This window comes from Spirosoma knui (assembly GCF_054780635.1).
Window position 1 is genome coordinate 327,653 of sequence record NZ_BAAGVY010000003.1, and the last position, 17,254, is coordinate 344,906.

13 protein-coding genes are annotated in these 17,254 nt (G+C 52.3%); all 13 read right to left on the reverse strand.

The genetic code is table 11. The annotated features are described in order from the left end of the window. Positions 1-72: 72 nt before the first annotated feature. The 13 genes from ACYVIY_RS09990 to ACYVIY_RS10050 all read right to left on the reverse strand — a co-directional run bounded on the left by ACYVIY_RS09990 (position 73) and on the right by ACYVIY_RS10050 (position 17,226). Positions 73-1,173 carry an ABC transporter ATP-binding protein gene (locus tag ACYVIY_RS09990; protein WP_460976182.1) on the reverse strand — a complete coding sequence of 367 codons (1,101 nt, stop codon included), beginning with the start codon at positions 1,171-1,173 and terminating at the stop codon, positions 73-75. Between the two features lie 2 nt (positions 1,174-1,175). Then, positions 1,176-2,477 (reverse strand): hypothetical protein, encoded by a 1,302-nt coding sequence (locus tag ACYVIY_RS09995; protein ID WP_460976183.1) that lies wholly within the window; start codon positions 2,475-2,477, stop codon positions 1,176-1,178. After that, positions 2,474-3,925, reverse strand: a complete 1,452-nt coding sequence (locus ACYVIY_RS10000) for a glycoside hydrolase family 130 protein (RefSeq protein WP_460976184.1) — start codon at positions 3,923-3,925, stop codon at positions 2,474-2,476. The genes ACYVIY_RS09995 and ACYVIY_RS10000 overlap by 4 nt, the downstream gene beginning before the upstream one ends. 13 nt (positions 3,926-3,938) lie before the next feature. After that, entirely contained in the window at positions 3,939-4,745 is an 807-nt protein-coding gene (locus ACYVIY_RS10005; RefSeq protein WP_460976185.1) for a carbohydrate ABC transporter permease, read from the reverse strand. A gap of 78 nt (positions 4,746-4,823) precedes the next feature. Further along, positions 4,824-5,675, reverse strand: coding sequence for a carbohydrate ABC transporter permease (locus tag ACYVIY_RS10010; RefSeq protein ID WP_460976186.1), 852 nt, complete (start codon positions 5,673-5,675; stop codon positions 4,824-4,826). Positions 5,676-5,722: 47 nt separating this feature from the next. Then, positions 5,723-7,018, reverse strand: a complete 1,296-nt coding sequence (locus ACYVIY_RS10015) for an extracellular solute-binding protein (protein WP_460976187.1) — start codon at positions 7,016-7,018, stop codon at positions 5,723-5,725. Between the two features lie 70 nt (positions 7,019-7,088). After that, complete coding sequence (locus ACYVIY_RS10020; protein ID WP_460976188.1) at positions 7,089-8,156, reverse strand: LamG domain-containing protein; 1,068 nt, start codon at positions 8,154-8,156, stop codon at positions 7,089-7,091. Positions 8,157-8,201: 45 nt separating this feature from the next. Further along, positions 8,202-9,710 (reverse strand): RagB/SusD family nutrient uptake outer membrane protein, encoded by a 1,509-nt coding sequence (locus tag ACYVIY_RS10025; protein ID WP_460976189.1) that lies wholly within the window; start codon positions 9,708-9,710, stop codon positions 8,202-8,204. A gap of 11 nt (positions 9,711-9,721) precedes the next feature. Next, positions 9,722-13,147, reverse strand: a complete 3,426-nt coding sequence (locus tag ACYVIY_RS10030; protein WP_460976190.1) for a SusC/RagA family TonB-linked outer membrane protein — start codon at positions 13,145-13,147, stop codon at positions 9,722-9,724. Between the two features lie 77 nt (positions 13,148-13,224). Next, a complete protein-coding gene (locus ACYVIY_RS10035) occupies positions 13,225-14,328 on the reverse strand; it encodes a FecR family protein (protein ID WP_460976191.1) in 1,104 nt (367 codons plus the stop codon). A 109-nt stretch (positions 14,329-14,437) separates the two neighbouring features. Beyond that, on the reverse strand, positions 14,438-15,037 hold the full coding sequence (locus ACYVIY_RS10040; RefSeq protein ID WP_460976192.1) for an RNA polymerase sigma factor: 600 nt from the start codon (positions 15,035-15,037) through the stop codon (positions 14,438-14,440). 225 nt (positions 15,038-15,262) lie between these two features. Next, positions 15,263-16,174 (reverse strand): hypothetical protein, encoded by a 912-nt coding sequence (locus ACYVIY_RS10045; RefSeq protein WP_460976193.1) that lies wholly within the window; start codon positions 16,172-16,174, stop codon positions 15,263-15,265. An 11-nt stretch (positions 16,175-16,185) separates the two neighbouring features. Further along, the gene (locus tag ACYVIY_RS10050; RefSeq protein ID WP_460976194.1) at positions 16,186-17,226 is read right to left on the reverse strand and encodes a cytochrome-c peroxidase; all 1,041 of its coding nucleotides are present in this window, start codon (positions 17,224-17,226) and stop codon (positions 16,186-16,188) included. Positions 17,227-17,254 lie beyond the last annotated feature (28 nt).

Here is a 17,254-nt window from a genome sequence, read left to right on the forward strand (position 1 = left end):
CTGCTGCCGCCTAGTCCTGCCACGGCGGCAGCTTTTTTGTGTGCAATTCACAATAGATACGCGACTGGGCTTTCAGATCGCTGCCCCGGTTTGTGTATCGAAGAAATGGCATTTATCCAGATTCCAGAACAGGTCAACGGCCTGGCCAAACTCGGCCGTATACCCGGCCGGTAAGCGAGCAATGAGCTGACCCGAATCGATGGCGCCATACACCAGCGTCTCGTTGCCCATGTTTTCGATGGCGTCAACTGTTACCGACTGTTTATGAGCCGTTTGCTCCGAAAATGACTCATGGCTGAGGTGTTCGGCCCGGATGCCTAACGTAACGGATTGACCCGCATAGGCCCGAAGTTGGCCAGCCTGAAGAGTAGCGGTTAAATCGAGCTGCACCTGGCCACCTGTACTAACAAACCGCAGAGGAGCGCCTTCGGTAAGGCGGCCGGGAATGAAGTTCATGGGGGGCGTACCAATAAACCCAGCCACAAACTGAGTGGCCGGACGATTGTACAAGTTAATAGGTGTATCCTGCTGAATGACATCACCATCACGCAGCACCACAATTCGGTCGCCCAGGGTCATGGCTTCCACCTGGTCGTGGGTGACGTAGATGATGGTTGCTTTCAGTTCACGGTGGAGCTTTTGGAGTTCGATCCGGGTTTGCACCCTCAGTTTGGCGTCCAGATTACTCAATGGTTCATCAAACAAAAACACTTTGGGGTTGCGCACAATGGCCCGCCCGATGGCTACGCGCTGCCGCTGTCCCCCCGACATATCTTTGGGCTTGCGGTTGAGCAGAGCGTCTATTTCGAGCATCTTAGCTGCCCGATTCACGCGCTCCCGGATGTCGTCTTTGGGTAGTCCCGCCAACTTTAATCCGAAGGCCATGTTGTCGAAAACGGTCATGTGTGGGTAAAGGGCGTAGTTCTGAAACACCATGGCAATATCCCGATCTTTAGGCGGTACATCGTTCACGCGCTGCCCATCGATGAATAAATCTCCGTCCGTAATCTCTTCCAGACCCGCAATCATACGTAACAGCGTTGATTTGCCGCAGCCTGATGGGCCGACCAGTACCAGAAACTCCTGATCACGTACGGTGATGTTGACATCGCGAATCACACGCGGCCCGGTGTCGTAGGCTTTAGCAATATGCACTAGTTTAACTTCGGCCATACTTAGCGGTATTTAGTTGCCTGCGTTACGGCAGCAGGATAGTTTTCGAGCCGTTGAAACGCCATCAGCGATTCGATGGTGGATTCGGCGCCTGAGTTTTTGTTGATCTGCGTATCCGACGAAATACCGTCGAAGCCCAGGCCTGTTGCGGCATCGTACATGATTGCTTTGGCCGGATTGTTGCCCAGAAACCAACCGGCTAATTGCCCGGCCAGCGTAACGTACTGCGCATCCTGCGTTTGATCAGACAGTTCCAGAGCAGCCCAGACCATCGGCCGAACGCCGTACGCAATCTGCGAAAAACGAGATTTTTTAGCAATGGACAAGTCGGCCCCCTGCTGGTTGACGGCAAACGATTCCAGAAAGCCTTCCTTAAGTAAGTACGGGTAGAAATTATCGATTTCCCGCTTCGCTACCGCAATCCATTCCGGTCGATTCAAGGCCTTTCCCGCCCGCAGCAACGCGTACGACTGATCGCTGCCGTAAGCGTGCCAGCTGTTGTCGAAGCTTAAAATGACGCCATAAGGTACTTGGTTGGCCGCTCCGTACTGCATTTGAACAATGCCATCAGCCAGCTTATTGATTAAATTCAATACCTGGCTGTTCGGGGTTTGCTGCTGGTAGTTCAGCAGGCCCAAAATCATTACAGCGGCTTGGTCGGAGCCCGAGCCATACGGCAGCCAGGTTGGGATTTTCAAACCGCCCACGAAGTTGTATGCCTGGGCCTTGCTGCCGAAATCACGAATCATATTAGCCACGAGTCGCTGATTCGCCGTTTGCAGCCGTGACGCCAGCGTCGGATCGGATGTTTTGTAGTACGGGTACGCTTCCGTCAACGCCCATAACGCTCGCCACGACCACCAGTTGGGTTGGTTAATGCTGGTTACGCCCCCTCGATTGATCGAACCGTTGCCAAAGATGAAGTTGTAGAAGTACCCGTTGTCGGATTGCATTTGCAGGACGAACTCGGTCAGCTTACGCAGCTTATCCTGCTTGTCAGGGTTGGCGTTCAAATCAGGCTCGTGCACGAGGAAAATAACCGTCCGGGCAATATCATCGATACAGGCGGCTCCTTCGTCGTCGTCGGCGACCCATTTGTAATCGGGGAACTCGCTGTAGATGTTGATTAAGCCGACGTCGGCACCGTTCAATTTTACGACCTGGTACAACTGATCGAGGTGCGTGGTGTTAACCAACCGGGCGCTGTCGGGCGTTGGCGAAGCTGTTTGATTTTTGCGGCATGAAACCGCCAGCAGCGGCAGGTGAAACAGGAGGAGCCAGAGTGCACGGTGATACGTTTTCATACCGAAGGGTTGGTTAGCAGTTCGTTCAGGAGTTCCTGTTTGGAAACGGTGATGATGCCACAGGCCGAGTCTGACATGGCATAAGGAATGATTAGCAAATCGCCGTGATCGAGCCAGCCGCAGGTATAGACTACGTTCGGTACGTAGCCTTCCCGCTCCGATTCGAGGGGAGAGATCAGGGGTTCTGGCAGGCGGGCCAGCACTTTAGACGGGTTGTGCAGATCGAGCAGGACGGCCGCGATAACGTATCGTCGTACCGGACCAACGCCGTGGGTAAGCAGTAGCCAGCCCTGATCGGTTTTAATGGGCGAACCACAATTGCCCAACTGAATCACCTCCCACGGAAACTTTGGGGTAAGCAGCGTCTGGTAGCTGTCCCAGAAGTACAGATCGTCAGAAAACATGATGCTGATGAACTCGCCCCCCTGCCGACTAATCATGACGTAACGGCCCCCCACTTTTTCGGGAAAGAGCGCCATGCCTTTATCCTGAATGGCATCGCCGTACATCGTCCGAACGTGAAAATGCACGAAGTCTTCTGTTTCCATCAGTTGGGTCTTGATGTTGTCGCCGTCGTAGGCCGTATAGGAACTGTAATAGCGTTCGGTGCCGTCATCATCGCGGAATTTCACGAACCGAACATCTTCCATGCCTTTGCTTTCGCCTTTGGCGTTCGGGAAAATCAGCCGCTCGTGCAGGGGTGAAGCCGCGTCGGTAATAACGTCATAGTTGGTATCCAGAATGGTTAGTATCGCTTTCTGCGTTGCTTGAGCGGCTGAACCAGCCTGCTGCGCTACCCAGTTGTCGAGGAGCTTTGTCGCCTGTGCCAGATCGAAGTTCTCTGGAAACGTATCCAGTACTGAGCTATCTGTGTCGGGGAAGTAAGCGAGTCGGCGCCGGACGAACTCACGGGTATAGGTTTTGTTCCACTCTTTCTCAGAACTCGTCGCGTAGCGGTCGGCCTCGTCGAGGTGAATCAGACCGGCTTGCGTAACGGTACCAGTACGGAATTCGATGGACGAGATATGTCCTTCGCCGGTTGCGCGCAGGCTCATCACAAACCGCAATGTGCCAGATTCCAGTCCTGACTGATCGGGATGCGGCACAATGGATGGATTGAACAGAGCCGCCGATTGGGTTGAATACTCCATAGTCAGGCAAGCCCCCAACAACAACTGCCGATTGGCCGAGAAATTGTCGGGCGCATACCCCATCTGGTTGATAGCCCGCTGGTAATTGCGTTCGAAAGCCCTGTCGAGGTTGCGGTGCCGTTCGCCAAATCGCTGGCGGGCGTCGACGAGTATGGCGTCGACCTCTTCTTCCGAAAACTGCGCAATTCGTTCGCTGATGTGCGGTATCCGGTGGGCACCGGGCAGGTGTAAGTATCGGGCAATGAGCCGCTCTGGATTAGCCGAAAATCGAATGGCGGTACGCGTTACGTTGATCATGCGTTGAGTTTACTTAGTCTTTTAAGCCCGATGAGGCCATGCTGCGAATAAAATGCTTTTGGAAAAACAGGTACACAATGAGAATGGGAAGAGCCAGCATCACAGCCGCGGCAATCTTAACCCCTAGCTGCGCGTCGGCTCGACCGCCCACCGAGAAGAGCGTCACCATCTGGGGCATGGTCATGGTCGATTCGTTACGTATCACGATTAACGGCCAGAGGGCTTCGTTCCAAACACCCATGAATGTCAGAATGGTGATGGTCAAAACGGTTGGGATGATATTGGGCAGGAGAATCTGAAAAATGATGCGTAGCTCACCGCAGCCGTCGATACGGGCGGCATCGATCAGGGCCTGGGGCAGTCCGGCGAAGGCCTGCCGGAACAGCAGCACCGCCAGCGAATTCATGACAAAGGGGACGATCAGGGCAAAATACGTGTCAACCCAGCCCAGCTTTACCATAGTAATGTAATTTGGTATGAGCGTGATCTGGAAAGGCAAGGTCATCGTGAAGATGATGAGGTAGAAAATCAGGTTTCGACCTCGAAACCGAAGCCGGGCCAGCGCATAACCGACCATTGCCCCTAAGATCAGTACTAGCCCTGTCGTCACCAGCGCCACAAACAAACTGTTAACGAACGCCCTTCCCAGCGGTATACGCTCAAACACAGTTACGTAGTTCTGGATGGTTAACCCCACGGGCAACAGCGTCAGCGAGCCAATACCCTGCTCCGACGACAGCGACGCACTAATCATCCACACAAATGGATAGATAAATGACAGGGCGGCCAGAATTAGTAAAGCGTATCGAAAAAACTTCATCTGTTTAATGAGTGAAAGAGTTAAAGAGTGAAAGGTTGAACCTAATTGCGTGTGTTCACTCTTTCGCTCTTTAACTCTTTAAATTTCCTGCTCGACGTATCGTTTTTGAATAGCTACTACGCCCAAAATGAGCAGGGCGAAAAAGAAGCCCAGCGTGGCCGAATACCCCATGTGGTAATACTGAAACGCCTGTTTATAGATGTACATAACGGCCGAAAGGGTGCTGTTGAGCGGCCCTCCCTCTGTCATGATATACGGTTCGATGAAAAGAGAAAATCCACCGATGGTAGAAAGCACCACCACCATAAAAATGGTTGGGTTTATCATGGGCAGAGTGATGTACCGAAACTTCTGCCAGTTCGTAGCCCCTTCTATGTCGGCCGCTTCGTAGTACTGAACGGGAACGGTTTGCAGCCCAACCAGAAACAGGATAACGTAAAGGCCAACGTTCTTCCAGGTTGCCATCAGCGCAATGGCATACATCGCGATGTTGGGCTCCTCAAGCCAGGCTATCTTGGGCAGCGACAAGGCGGTCAAGCCCCGGTTGAGAATACCGGCATTGAAGCCCAGTAACTGCTGCCATAGAATAGTGACCACCACCCCGGACACGATGACCGGTAGGAAAAAAGCACCCCGAAAGAAAGCCTGACCGCGAATCTTCTGGTTGAGGAACTCCGCCAGAGCCAATGCGATAATGATTTGCAGCGGAATATGCACAAGCAAAAACCGAAGGGTATTCCAGATCGCCTGCCAGAACAGCCGGTCATTTACCAACCGGATGTAGTTGTCGAGTCCCACAAACTTCATGGGCGAAATGATATTCCAGCTGTGAAACGTCAGCACGACGGAAAACACCACCGGAAAGGCGACAAACACGCAGAAATACAGTATATACGGCGAAACTAGCCAATAGGGGATAGCTTTTTTCATAGGTTAAAGAGTAAAAGCACAAGTATGAACAAGATCACGCTACTCGTTCACTGGTCTGCTTTCTCGCTCATTAGTAGCACATCAACGGCCCGGGCTGCATCGCGAATGGCATCTTCGGGTGTTTTTCGATCGTACACAACGCAGGCTTCGTACTCCTGCGAAATAATATCAAACACTTCGACAATCACCTCGCTGTTATCCACCCCCTTTATATAACGCGACTGTCGGGCAAAGGGTAATAACTTTGGGTTTTTCTGTAAGAAGCCACTGAAGTAAGGGTCCGTGTCTACGTTGCGTCGGTGCGGAAACTGCCCCGTTAGCTCCATTAGCCGCAGGTCGCCAGGTTTGTCTACCAGGGTTCTTACGAACTCCCAGGCAGCCTTCGGGTCTGGGCAGGTATTGAAAATGACGATGTTTTTAGGGTCGCCGTAGGTATAGACCGGTCCGGTATGATTATCGGGTACGGGCATGGGCCAGGTGTCGTACCGCAACGTGGGTTCTTTGTATCGTTCTAGAAAACCAACCTGCCAGGGACCCGTAAACGATGTGGCAATACGTTGGTTTAAAAAAGGGTCGCGGGCGGAGGTAAGCCGCTCTTTTGGATAATAGCCATCCCGGTACAACTGCTGCAAGAATCGAAACACTTCTATAGCGTACCGATTGTTGAACGCGGCCCGGTTGTTCTTTACCAGCGGGGCTCCATTGGAAGCGGCCAAATACAGTGGGTAGAAATTAAAAAAACGCTGATACCAGATCACTTTTACTTCAGTATAACCCAGCCATTGGTCTAAGTAACCATCCCCGTTGAGGTCTTTGGTCAGCCGCTTCCCCGCCTGTAAATAACCAGAATACGTATACGGCGGTCCTGTTAAGCCCGGTCCTTTCACCTGACCGATATTACAGAGGGTCATGATGGGGTTTACCTTCCAGGGAACCTGGTAGATATGCCCATCCGACGACGTAATCTCTTGAATTGTACTGCTGTCGCAACGAGCGCGCAGGAAGGAAAGAAAGCCAGGAATCGTGTCAAGTGGAACTAGTACCCCTGCTTTGGCGTACATTTCGACGCTGCCTTGCCACATGTTGGCGTAGATGTCGGGTGTTGTCTTTCCCACTACCGACGCCAGAATAATTTCTTCGCTCGACTGACCTTCGGGAATGGGTTGATAATGGAGCGGTTTGTCAGGATGGGTCCGCTGCCACTGGTCCGTAAACTCGCGGGCAAACGTAATCTCTGCCGCGTTGTTCGAACACCAGAACAGCAACGGCCGCTTGGTCTGCTTTTGCCGACAGCCGCCCATCACCACCCATAACACGCCAAGAACCAATCCAAGCTTACGCATACGTGAACAAAACTAATGCCCCGCAACGTCGCTGAATGACAACGGCGTTGCGGGGTAAAGCAATACTTATCTACTGACTTTTCTCAGCGTTGTAAATTGACGTAACCTGAGTACTACTCAACGCTACGTTATAGATACGAACGTCGTCCATGGCGCCGGTGAAATAGCCGCCCCAGGGGCCGTTGAAGTTGTTGCCGTCAGCATCGTCTTTTTCATTGTTCTGATACAGACTGGTCGGCAAATCCTGCCCAATGGTCATGTTAATAGTACTTTTGACCGGCGCCAGATCGCCCGTTACGTCAGTCCAGCTCTTTACCAGCGTACCGTCGATATAGAAATTCATCTCACCCGATTTGTAGGTCGTTGCAATGTGATACCATTTATTTCGGGCGAGGGTTACCGACTCGTTATCTTTGTCTTTAGGCCCACCGGTGGTTTTTACCGTGAAGAACACTTTGTTGGCTTCCTGCAACTGGACTTTGTAGCCGTTCCAGCGGTTCAGCGCCAGCAGGTAATTACTGGCGCGGGTCGTATCGCGCTTGATCCACATGCTGATCGTGATTTCCTTGGATGGGTTCAGCGCCGAGTTGTACGGAATCTCAATGTTGCCCCCTTTGTCGAACTGGTAAGCCATGTTCGCTACGCCAAAGCGGTCGGCGGTCGGTGTTGGTGTTCCCGCACCCCATTGCGCACCCCCTGCTTTCAGGGTACCGTTGAAGCCTTTACCCGATGCGTCGTTAGCGTTGCCATTCATCAGCAAGTGCAGTACAAGGTTCGAAGGAGCAATTTCAGCGACCTGCTTGCTTCGGAAGGTGGTCATCGCCTGGCCGAGGTTTACGTTGGCGTTGTTCACGGCTGTTTGGGTCGCATTATTGTCGTTGCTGACCGTCGTAGCGGCATCAATCGAAGTTTTAAACGTCGCTTTCGAGCCCACTTCGTACCGGCCAATGGCGGTTCCTTCAACGGCGGCATTATAGAGTGCATTGGCGCTATCGAGCCGAGCTTTGAGAGCATTTTTGTCGACAGGCGTTACGGGCGTACCCTCGTCTTTTTTACAGGCCTGGAAAAGGGCTAACATCAGACATAAGGCTAACAGCCCACGCAGAAATGGATTTGCAGAAACAGGTAAGTTTTTCATGAGTGTATTGGATTTTGATAAATTAATTGGTGAACGTAAACTGGGTTAAAGGACTAGCTTTTTATTGGTATCCCGTTCGCTCTGCGGAATGGGGAAGTACCGATTCGTTTCGTACTTGAACGAGGGTTTATCACGCAGGGCATTCTGGGCGTAGTCCTTGCCATACCGCATCAGATCGAAATAGCGGTGGAACTCGAAGCCTAGCTCTACCCGACGTTCGTGTCGGATAATCTCGCGCAAGCTCGACTGACTTGTGTTCGTTATGTCCGGCAGCAGCCCCGCCGGAACAGTTGGCGTACTGGCTGACTGGTTTAGTTTGGTATCGTAGAGGTAGCTTTCCCGCGCGCGCTTCCGAACCAGGTTCAATGGAACCAATGCCTGCGCCGACTGCCCTAATTCGTTCAAAGCCTCTGCCTGAATAAGCAGCAATTCGGCGTATCGGATCGTTACGTAATTAAGGTTGCCATCGCCCTTCGTGCTTTTCGGAACTTCTGTGACGGGCTGGATGTGCTTTTTGTTTAGGTAGCCCGTTGGCGACCAGGCTGGATCATACGGCGTACCGTCAATCCACGGTTGCCCCGCCCGCGCGACGGTGTAGTCTAGTCGGGGGTCAACAACGCCCGCACTTGTCTTCTCGAAGGCATCGACGAAATTTTGCGTCGGTACGTTGAAAAAATAACCATTTTCGGTGTTGCGGGGTGCGAACCACTGATTTAGCCGATTGCCCGTAAACGGAACCTGCCCTGTCAGGTGCTGTACGGCAAATACCGTCTCGGTGCTGTTTTTGAAGTCCTGACTAAAGTTTTGCGAGTAAACTGGCAGTAACGAGTACTGTCCGCTGCTGATAACCTGTCCGGCGGCATCGGCAGCCTGTTGCCATTTTCCCTGAAACAAATAGGCCTTGGCCAGCAGCACCTGGGCCGCTCCTTTGGTGGCCCGGCCCACATCGGCTCCGGTATACGTAGCAGGCAGGCTCTTGATGGCTTCCTGCAAATCGGCTTCAATGGCCGTTGTGTAGATGTCGGCCACCGGCGACTGAGTAATTTGAAGCTGGTCCGCGTTTTTGGGTTCCAGCAGTACCGGCACAGGCCCATAAATGTTAACCAGATAGAAGTAATTGAGCGCTCTCAGAAACCGCGCTTCACCCAGAATTCGCGCTTTTAAATCCTCGGCCATGCTGATCGTTGGTACTTGCTGAATAACCTGATTGCAGCGGTTGATGCCCTCGTACAGCAGCGCCCACTCTGACTCGACAGGTCCGTTGCTGGGAAACACCGTGAAGTCGTCAATTAAGCCGATATCAGCCTGATCGCCGGGGTCTCCACCTTTGGCGGCATCATCGGACGCTACGTCGCCAAAGACCCACAAGCGGTTGTTGTCCGACGAGAACATCAGGGTCTGGTAGGCCGCGTTCAGACCTTGCAGAGCCTGCGCCTGCGTTTTGTAAAAGGTGTCTTCAGAATAAGCCGCCCGGACCTCTTCGTTCAGGAAGTTTGAGCAGCTACTGGCTGAAATCAGTAAGGTAGAAAGGATACCGATTGCTATCTTTTTCATAACGGATTAGGCTAAAAACCAATGTTTACGCCGAATGTGTATTGCCGGGCACTGGGGTACGTACCCCAGTCGATGCCGACGGCGACATCCCCCCGAAATTGCTCGTTGTTCAGGTTATCGCTGCTTTGCTGTTCGGGGTCCAGGCCGGGGTATTTAGTGAAGGTTAGCAGGTTCTGACCGCTGACATACACCCGAATGCCAGTCGAGCCTAGTTTTTTGGTTAGGGCGCTGGGCAGTGTATAGCCAATCTGTAGGTTTTTCAGGCGAGTGTAAGCCCCGTCTTCCAGAAAACGGGTCGAAGGCTGTTTGTTGTTGGCTGACCCGCTCCACGACACGCGAGGCTGGGTGTTGCTAGTGCCTTCGCCCCGCCACCGGCCGTCCACCACCCGTTTGGTGACGTTAAAGGCTCGGTAAAATCCTTCGATGTCGGTCGCCACCTGGTAGTAAATCTTATTGCCCGATACGCCCTGGAAAAAGGCCGACAGGTCGAAGCTTTTCCATTGCAGGTTAGCCGTTAACCCATAAGTAAGCGTTGGGATCGGACTGCCAACGTGCGAGCGATCCAGCTGGTTAATTAGCCCGTCGCCGTTGATGTCTTTGAAGCGCACATCCCCCGGTCGGATGTTGTTTCCTTGAAAGGCACTCGTGAAAATTTGATCAGCGCTCTGGAAAATACCATCTTGCTGCAACAGATAGAAAGAGCCAATTGGGTAACCCGGTTCGGTTAATGTAGCAAAGATACCGTTGTCAATGCGCCCGCCCGGGATAGGACGCCCGTCGCTGAGCGACAGGACCTTGTTGCGGATGAACGAGGCATTCGCCGTAATGTCATACGAGAAATCACCTTTCTTGTCCCGGTAGGTCAGGTCCAGTTCAAGCCCTTTATTTTCGACTTTACCTGCATTGACATACGGTGCCGCTGCGCTTCCGCCCGATTTAGGCACCGGGATAGGCACCAGAATATCAGAGGTCTGTTTGATAAAATAGTCGGCGGTGAGCTGAAGCTTGTTTTGCAAAACGCCAACCTCCAGGCCAATGTCGGTTTGGGTTGACGACTCCCATTTCACATTGGTGTTGCCTCGGCTGACCACGGCGTAACCGGCTACGGTCTGCGGACTAGCTCCGAATACGTAATTGTAACCACTGCCGACGAGAGAAGCGTACGGGTAGTTACCAATGTCCTGATTCCCAAGTTGCCCAATGCTGGCTCGCAGTTTCAGCAACGAAAAAGTTTTGGCCAGCGGTTGAAAAAAAGCTTCCTGGTCGATATTCCAGCCCACCGATCCCGAAAAGAAATTGGCGTACCGGTTGTTGGGCGAAAACCGCGATGAGCCATCCCTCCGAACGTTGAAGGAGGCTAAATAACGATCCTTGTAGGCGTAGTTGACTCGGCCGAACAACGAGAATAACGACCAGCGCGAATCGCCTTCGAACGACTGTCGACCCGTAATATCGGCGCCCTGCCCCAGATAACGTAGGTTGTCGACCTGATCGATGAAGTTTCGATCTGAGCCACCCACATCGCGGCTAACGCTGTGAATGGCTTCGGTGCCGACAAGGGCGGTAAACAGATGGTCGACACCAACCGAAAAGTCATAATTGAGGGTGTTGTTCCACGTAACGGTACTGGCCGGACTAAAGCGATTAACCAGCGTCGACGGGCTATTAATCCGGTTGTTAGTCCCCCAGTTTTCGTTGAAGGTTTTGCGGTTAATGATGTTGAGGTCGAGCCCGGCCGCTGTGCGGAAGCGTAGGTTTTTGAGTACCTGCCATTCGCCAAACACATCCCCAAAAATTCGGTACTGCTGTTCCCTATTATCCTGCTTGAGCGTCAGACCCACCGGATTGTAGCCGTCGCCAAAGAAAGCCGGAAACTGCGGCAGATCCGCAAAATCACCGGTTTGTGGGTCGTAAATAGGCGTAGCAGGCGTGTGAAACAACGCATACCGGACAATGCTGCCGCCGTTGCCGCCGTAGCCATCTCCCGAACTTCCGACAATGCTACGTTGCGAGTACGTAATGTTCAGGTTGGTACCCAGCTTCACTTTATTGCCAATCTGGGTGTCGATGCTCGTACGGAGGGCGTAGCGCTTGTAACCTGAGTTAAGGATAATACCCTGCTGGTCGAAGTAGTTACCCGAAAGTAGGTAGTGTGACCGATCGGTTCCCCCGCTAACGGACAGCTGGTAATTCTGAATAGGAGCCGTCCGAAAAATCGCTTCCTGCCAGTCTGTATCAGGTACCTGAAGCGTACTGGGAATCAGCTGGCGCTGCAGGCTGGGATTCGTGATAAACGCGTTGTCGTTGGTAGCCGCTTCGTTATAAATGCTGATGTACTCCTGCGAATTGGCCATTGGAATCAGCCGTCCGTGCTGCTGAAAACCCGAGTAGGCGTTGATCGTAACCCGAGGGGACCCACTCTTACCCCGTTTGGTTGTCACCACAATGACGCCATTAGCCGCCCGTGCGCCATAAATAGCCGACGACGACGCATCTTTGAGTACCGACATGCTTTCAATGTCGGCGGGGTTCAGTACGCTGAAAGCATCCTTCGTGGGTACGCCATCGATGATGAACAGGGGGCTGTTGTCGTTGATGGTACCCACTCCGCGAATACGTACGGCTACGCCTTCGCCCGGTGCTCCCGTCGATTGCGTGACCCGTACACCCGACGATTTTCCCTGGAGCGCCTGATCAATACCCGCTACGGGCAGTCGGCCAACATCTTTCGCAGTTATAGTCGACACGGCCCCGGTCAGATCAGACTTTTTCTGCGTACCGTAGCCAACAACGACGACCTCCGACAAGGACTTGTTATCTTCCTGTAAGGTGACGGTGAGTGTAGTTCGATTACCTACCGTTATTTCCTGACCTAGGTAGCCTACCGACGAGAACTGGATGACGGCCTGGTCGTCGGCTACGGTAAGGCGGAAGGATCCTTGCGCGTCTGTGCTGGTACCTGTATTGGTGCCTTTAATGACCAGATTAACACCGGGGATAGGTTGGTTTTTTTCGTCAACGACTGTCCCCGTGACCACTTTGTCAATGACGGCGGGCGAGCTGAATGTTAACGAAGCCCGAAGGTCTGTTTCTGGAGGCATCGCGGCCTCACCTGGCTTCGGTTTGAGAATAATCAAACGAGTGCTGGTTACTGCATAGTCGATCTGTAGCGGAATCAGCAGGTCGTTCAGAACTTTTTCGAGTCGCTCATGCTTCGCATTCAGACTGGTTTTTCGATCGGCTTTAATCAGCTCGTAACTATAAGCGAACTGGACGTCGGCAACCTTACCCAATCGTTCAAGAATTGTTTCTACCGACTGATTCGTAAGCGATAAACTTACGGTACGTTTCAGCGGATTTTGGCTATGCGCTGGCCGAGCCAGCAGAGCACTCGCCAGACCAGTAAGTAAGAGAAGTGGAAAGAGAGTCAGTCGCATAAGCCAGCGCAAACAAGGGCCATGGAGTAGCGTTTTTATCATTGTATAGTTGAGTAGGTGGTGATTGATAATCTTCGTTATTGACAGCCTGAGGAATGGATAATCAGCTGTCCGTTTTGCAATTCATACATCGATCCGGTACTGGCGGTAATGACATCTAAGCGGGCAAACAGCGATGGATCATCCAGTTGCGCCGTCAGCGTACAGCCAGATAAGGCTTCTCGGTCATATTGAATCGGTATGCCATAGGCTTTCGCAAGGGCGTCCAGCACGACCGGTAAGGGTGTGCGACGAAAGGTGAAATCCTGCGTAGTAGCCGGTAAAACTGTGGCTTCAACCGGGCTAACCTCACGCTTCACCAACCGAGCGTTATTTTGCGAGAAGGTGGCCTGCTGATTGGGAAGCAAGACAACCGCCACCGATTGGTTCGCATCGGTCGATGGTTGCTGACCGGAAGGACGTTTGCGGGTATACGCAGGATTGGTTGTTACGGCTACTTTACCGGTCTTAACGATCACGTTTACGTTACCCGTTTCTGGCGCATTGACCAGAAAGCTGGTTCCTACTACTTCGGTTGTTACTTCTTTAGTGAAGACTCGGAACGGTCTGTCTGGATTTCTGACCACTTCAAAGAACGCTTTTCCAGTCAGATAAACGTCGCGCTTGGGTCCATTGAATTGCTTCGGAAATCGAATGCGGGCATGTGGCTGTAGAACAACCAGGCTTCCGTCCGCTAACCGAACCAGTTGAGCTGATCGCTGCTGGTTAACAAATTCAGTCATTGCGACTGATGCAGGAGCCACCGTCGCTGGCTTTTTATCTGAAACCACCCGCTGGTTTTGAGGCCAGAAACGCCACCCTAACCAGCTAACTACCATTAGCAACGCCACCGACGCGGCTACCTGGAAGGACGGCGACCAACTCGATAGCGTGCGTAGTATCCCTTGAGGGCGAGAAGGGACAGTTGACAGGATTTTTTCGACGGCTTCGTTTATCTGTTGGTCAGTCACCTCGGGCAGCTCACCCTTAGCCGTCAGCAGGAATGTGCGAGCCATTTCGGCACTTTCCCGATAGTCTGGGTGCTGCGTCAGATAGGTTTCCCAGCGGATCGTTTCGTTCGGTGTATTGAGAAATACCCACCGTCGGAACGACTCATTCTCAATAAATTCCTGCGTAGTCAAAGCTCGTCGTCTATCCTGGTCAAAGGGCGGAATACCCATTGCAAGACGAAGAGTAACGGTCACTAAAAAAGTAACCGTCAATTGTGAAAATTTTTCTAAAAAATAAAAATTAAACCAGGAATCTGATCATAATCAGCACGTATGATACATCCGGCCAGTGATCCCGCAGGCTGTGAAGGGCATGCTGTAGATAATTGGCAACCACCTGCCTATTTACGCCCATCGCCGTGGCGATTTCCTCATAGCTGAGGTTTTCGTAGTACTTAAGGTAGATGGCTTCGCGCTGTCGTTTAGGAAGTCGTTCGAGGGCCTGAATTAAGGTCGCGTGCGTTACCTGTTCCTGTTCCAGCTGCACGTACAGGGATTCGGGGTTCGTAAGCCAATCCGTTACTGAATCTAGCCGGTCAACGGTTTCGCAGTGGCTATCCTGTTTGGCCTGACGCAGGACGTTGTTCCGAAGCGCCACAAACAAATACGCCTTTACTGACTGGAGCCGCTGAATTTTCTGGCGCTTTTCCCATATGGTCAGAAACAGATCCTGTATACAGTCCTGGATCAGTGCATGGTTAGCCGTAAGTTTACTGCCGTAATGAAACAGCGAACGGTAGTAACGCTCGGCGAGCCAGCCAAGCGCCTGTTTGTTGCTTCTCAACAACTCCTGCCACAAGACATCATCTGATAACGTAGTAGTACTCCCTGAATCAAACATGATTGTAGACTTCCCTGTAACCGAGTTATAATATTACAATTATTTACGGATAAAGTTTTACAAGCTACTAGCTGGGTGTCTCTGCTCACGTCTTTAGGCGTAACTAGTTGGTCTCAGCTAAAAAATAACCTAACCGTAGATGGAGCGATGACAGTCCAACAGACGATTAGGTTATGAGAGGTTAGTGGCACCTACTTGCTACGTCGATATAGTCATTCAAACTTATCAGAACAGGAACGTAATGTGCGTCGTAATCTGATCGTTAGCCTGAAGTTCACCTCCCGACAGGTATTGTGATACCGGATGTCGGTAGCTGACGCCCATCGACAATTTGGTCAGATACACCTCCGTTCCGAGGTTGAGGTAGGTTGCATAGCCACCCGTTTGTTTGTTCGTTACGCCATCCCGAATGTCATGGCCGGCCTGCTCCACGAACAAACCAGCATTTGGCATGATAGCCCGACCACCCAGCCCCGACAGATAAAAAACGGACGCGGACGCATTCACACGATTACCAAATCGATAACCGTTGGGGTTAGTTGTCGTTAAGCGGTAGGATACATCCGCGTTAAGGCCCCAGTTCTTGTACCTAGCCGTATAGATGAGGTTGGCTATCCAGTCGGTACTGCCTGTACCCAGCTGGAAGTTCGGATTCGCTACGTCCAGCAAGCTATTTTCGTCGTAACGAAATCGGCCCGTGGGTAGCTTAACCCCACCACCAACCAGCAGATTATGATTTACTGCGTGCACCACCGAGTCATCTATAAACGTGTTGATTAGGTTGTAATGAGCCAGAGCAGATACGTCGCTCAGGCCGCGCAGGGGCGTAACGGCTCCCGTCTTCAGCATGGTCTGCTGACTGAACTGATACGGCACGAACGCCAGCACCTGCACGCGTTTGAACGGATAGAACCGCCCCCAAAGCTCGGCCGTACGAAACTGCTCCCGACTGCTGAGATTCAAACTATTCAAGTGTGAATTATAGGAATTATACCGATACCGCACGCCCATGAATCCCCGGTGACCCTGGGGTAATATACCGAAAAACGAACCGCCGTTGCTGCACCCGCAAAGATCGCAGCCGAAGGTAGACAGGGTGATTAAACTGAATAAACTAAAGAAGATTACTTTTTTCATACAAACGATGATTAGTTCTGTGGTTCAGCGAAACGGGGGTCTCGCAAAAATTGGTCGTCGGTCAACGTTTTCAGGAAAGCGATAATTTGGCGCTTTTCTTCGCTGGACATGGGAATACCCAGCTTATCGTTCTGCCTGAGCAACGGATCGAGATTTTCGGTTGGTTGTACGTTTTCGGCGTAATGGTTCAACACGGACTCGAGCGAATAAAACCGGCCATCATGCATATAAGGCTTCGTTTTGTCGATGTTTCGCAAGCTCGGCACCTTAAACCGATACCGATCTTCGGCTCGCTCCGTTACGTGCGCCCTGCCGATGTCTTTACTTCCCTGAATAAACAGACCGTTGTTGCGGAAGCTGTTGTCGGTGAATAACTCCCCGGCATGGCAGCTACTACACTTAGCCCGAAACGCGTTCAGCCCGGCCTGTTCGTCTGCAGTAAGCATAGCGCCTGGTTCCTGACGAACCCATTTGTCGTAGCGCGAATTTCCCGACACCATCGTCAGCATGAATTGCGTCAGCGCCTGCAAAAAACGAGGCCCATTGATTTCATTCGTTCCAAAAGCCGCCTTGAACAAAGCGGGGTATTTTGAACTGGAGCGGAGCTTCTGGATTACGTTCGCTGACTTTTCGTCCATTTCATCGGGGTTTTCGATCGGCGCAATAGGAGCCAGATCCAGGTGTTGCACGCCCCCATCCCAGAAGAAGCTGCTCGCCCAGGCCAGATTCTGAATCGGCATCGAGTTGCGCGTACCGACCCGGTTATCGATTCCATGGCTCACATCGTGCTGGTGGTGCGTGAACGCATAGGCCTGATTATGGCACTCGGCGCAGGAAATGGAACCGTCCCGCGAGAGTGCCCCATCGTAGAACAAAGCCCGGCCCAGTTGCACACCGGCCGCCGTTGGCTGGTTTTGCGCCAGTGCGTAGACCGGCTGCGGAAAATTGGTAGGCACCTGAAACAGTTTAGTCGGCTCAGCGGCTGGTTCGGTAGTCTGACAGCCACTGAGCCAGACACTTATTACTACGAGCGCGCCAGTCAAGCGGTGCATTGCCCGGCTACGTAGAGCCGAGCAACTT

What these genes read in the sequence shown, in the direction of transcription:
- ACYVIY_RS09990 (WP_460976182.1), bottom strand. Translation starts at nt 1,173, where the DNA reads ATGGCCGAAGTTAAACTAGTGCATATTGCTAAAGCCTACGACACCGGG.
- ACYVIY_RS09995 (WP_460976183.1), bottom strand. Translation starts at nt 2,477, where the DNA reads ATGAAAACGTATCACCGTGCACTCTGGCTCCTCCTGTTTCACCTGCCG.
- ACYVIY_RS10000 (WP_460976184.1), bottom strand. Translation starts at nt 3,925, where the DNA reads ATGATCAACGTAACGCGTACCGCCATTCGATTTTCGGCTAATCCAGAG.
- ACYVIY_RS10005 (WP_460976185.1), bottom strand. Translation starts at nt 4,745, where the DNA reads ATGAAGTTTTTTCGATACGCTTTACTAATTCTGGCCGCCCTGTCATTT.
- ACYVIY_RS10010 (WP_460976186.1), bottom strand. Translation starts at nt 5,675, where the DNA reads ATGAAAAAAGCTATCCCCTATTGGCTAGTTTCGCCGTATATACTGTAT.
- ACYVIY_RS10015 (WP_460976187.1), bottom strand. Translation starts at nt 7,018, where the DNA reads ATGCGTAAGCTTGGATTGGTTCTTGGCGTGTTATGGGTGGTGATGGGC.
- ACYVIY_RS10020 (WP_460976188.1), bottom strand. Translation starts at nt 8,156, where the DNA reads ATGAAAAACTTACCTGTTTCTGCAAATCCATTTCTGCGTGGGCTGTTA.
- ACYVIY_RS10025 (WP_460976189.1), bottom strand. Translation starts at nt 9,710, where the DNA reads ATGAAAAAGATAGCAATCGGTATCCTTTCTACCTTACTGATTTCAGCC.
- ACYVIY_RS10030 (WP_460976190.1), bottom strand. Translation starts at nt 13,147, where the DNA reads ATGCGACTGACTCTCTTTCCACTTCTCTTACTTACTGGTCTGGCGAGT.
- ACYVIY_RS10040 (WP_460976192.1), bottom strand. Translation starts at nt 15,037, where the DNA reads ATGTTTGATTCAGGGAGTACTACTACGTTATCAGATGATGTCTTGTGG.
- ACYVIY_RS10045 (WP_460976193.1), bottom strand. Translation starts at nt 16,174, where the DNA reads ATGAAAAAAGTAATCTTCTTTAGTTTATTCAGTTTAATCACCCTGTCT.
- ACYVIY_RS10050 (WP_460976194.1), bottom strand. Translation starts at nt 17,226, where the DNA reads ATGCACCGCTTGACTGGCGCGCTCGTAGTAATAAGTGTCTGGCTCAGT.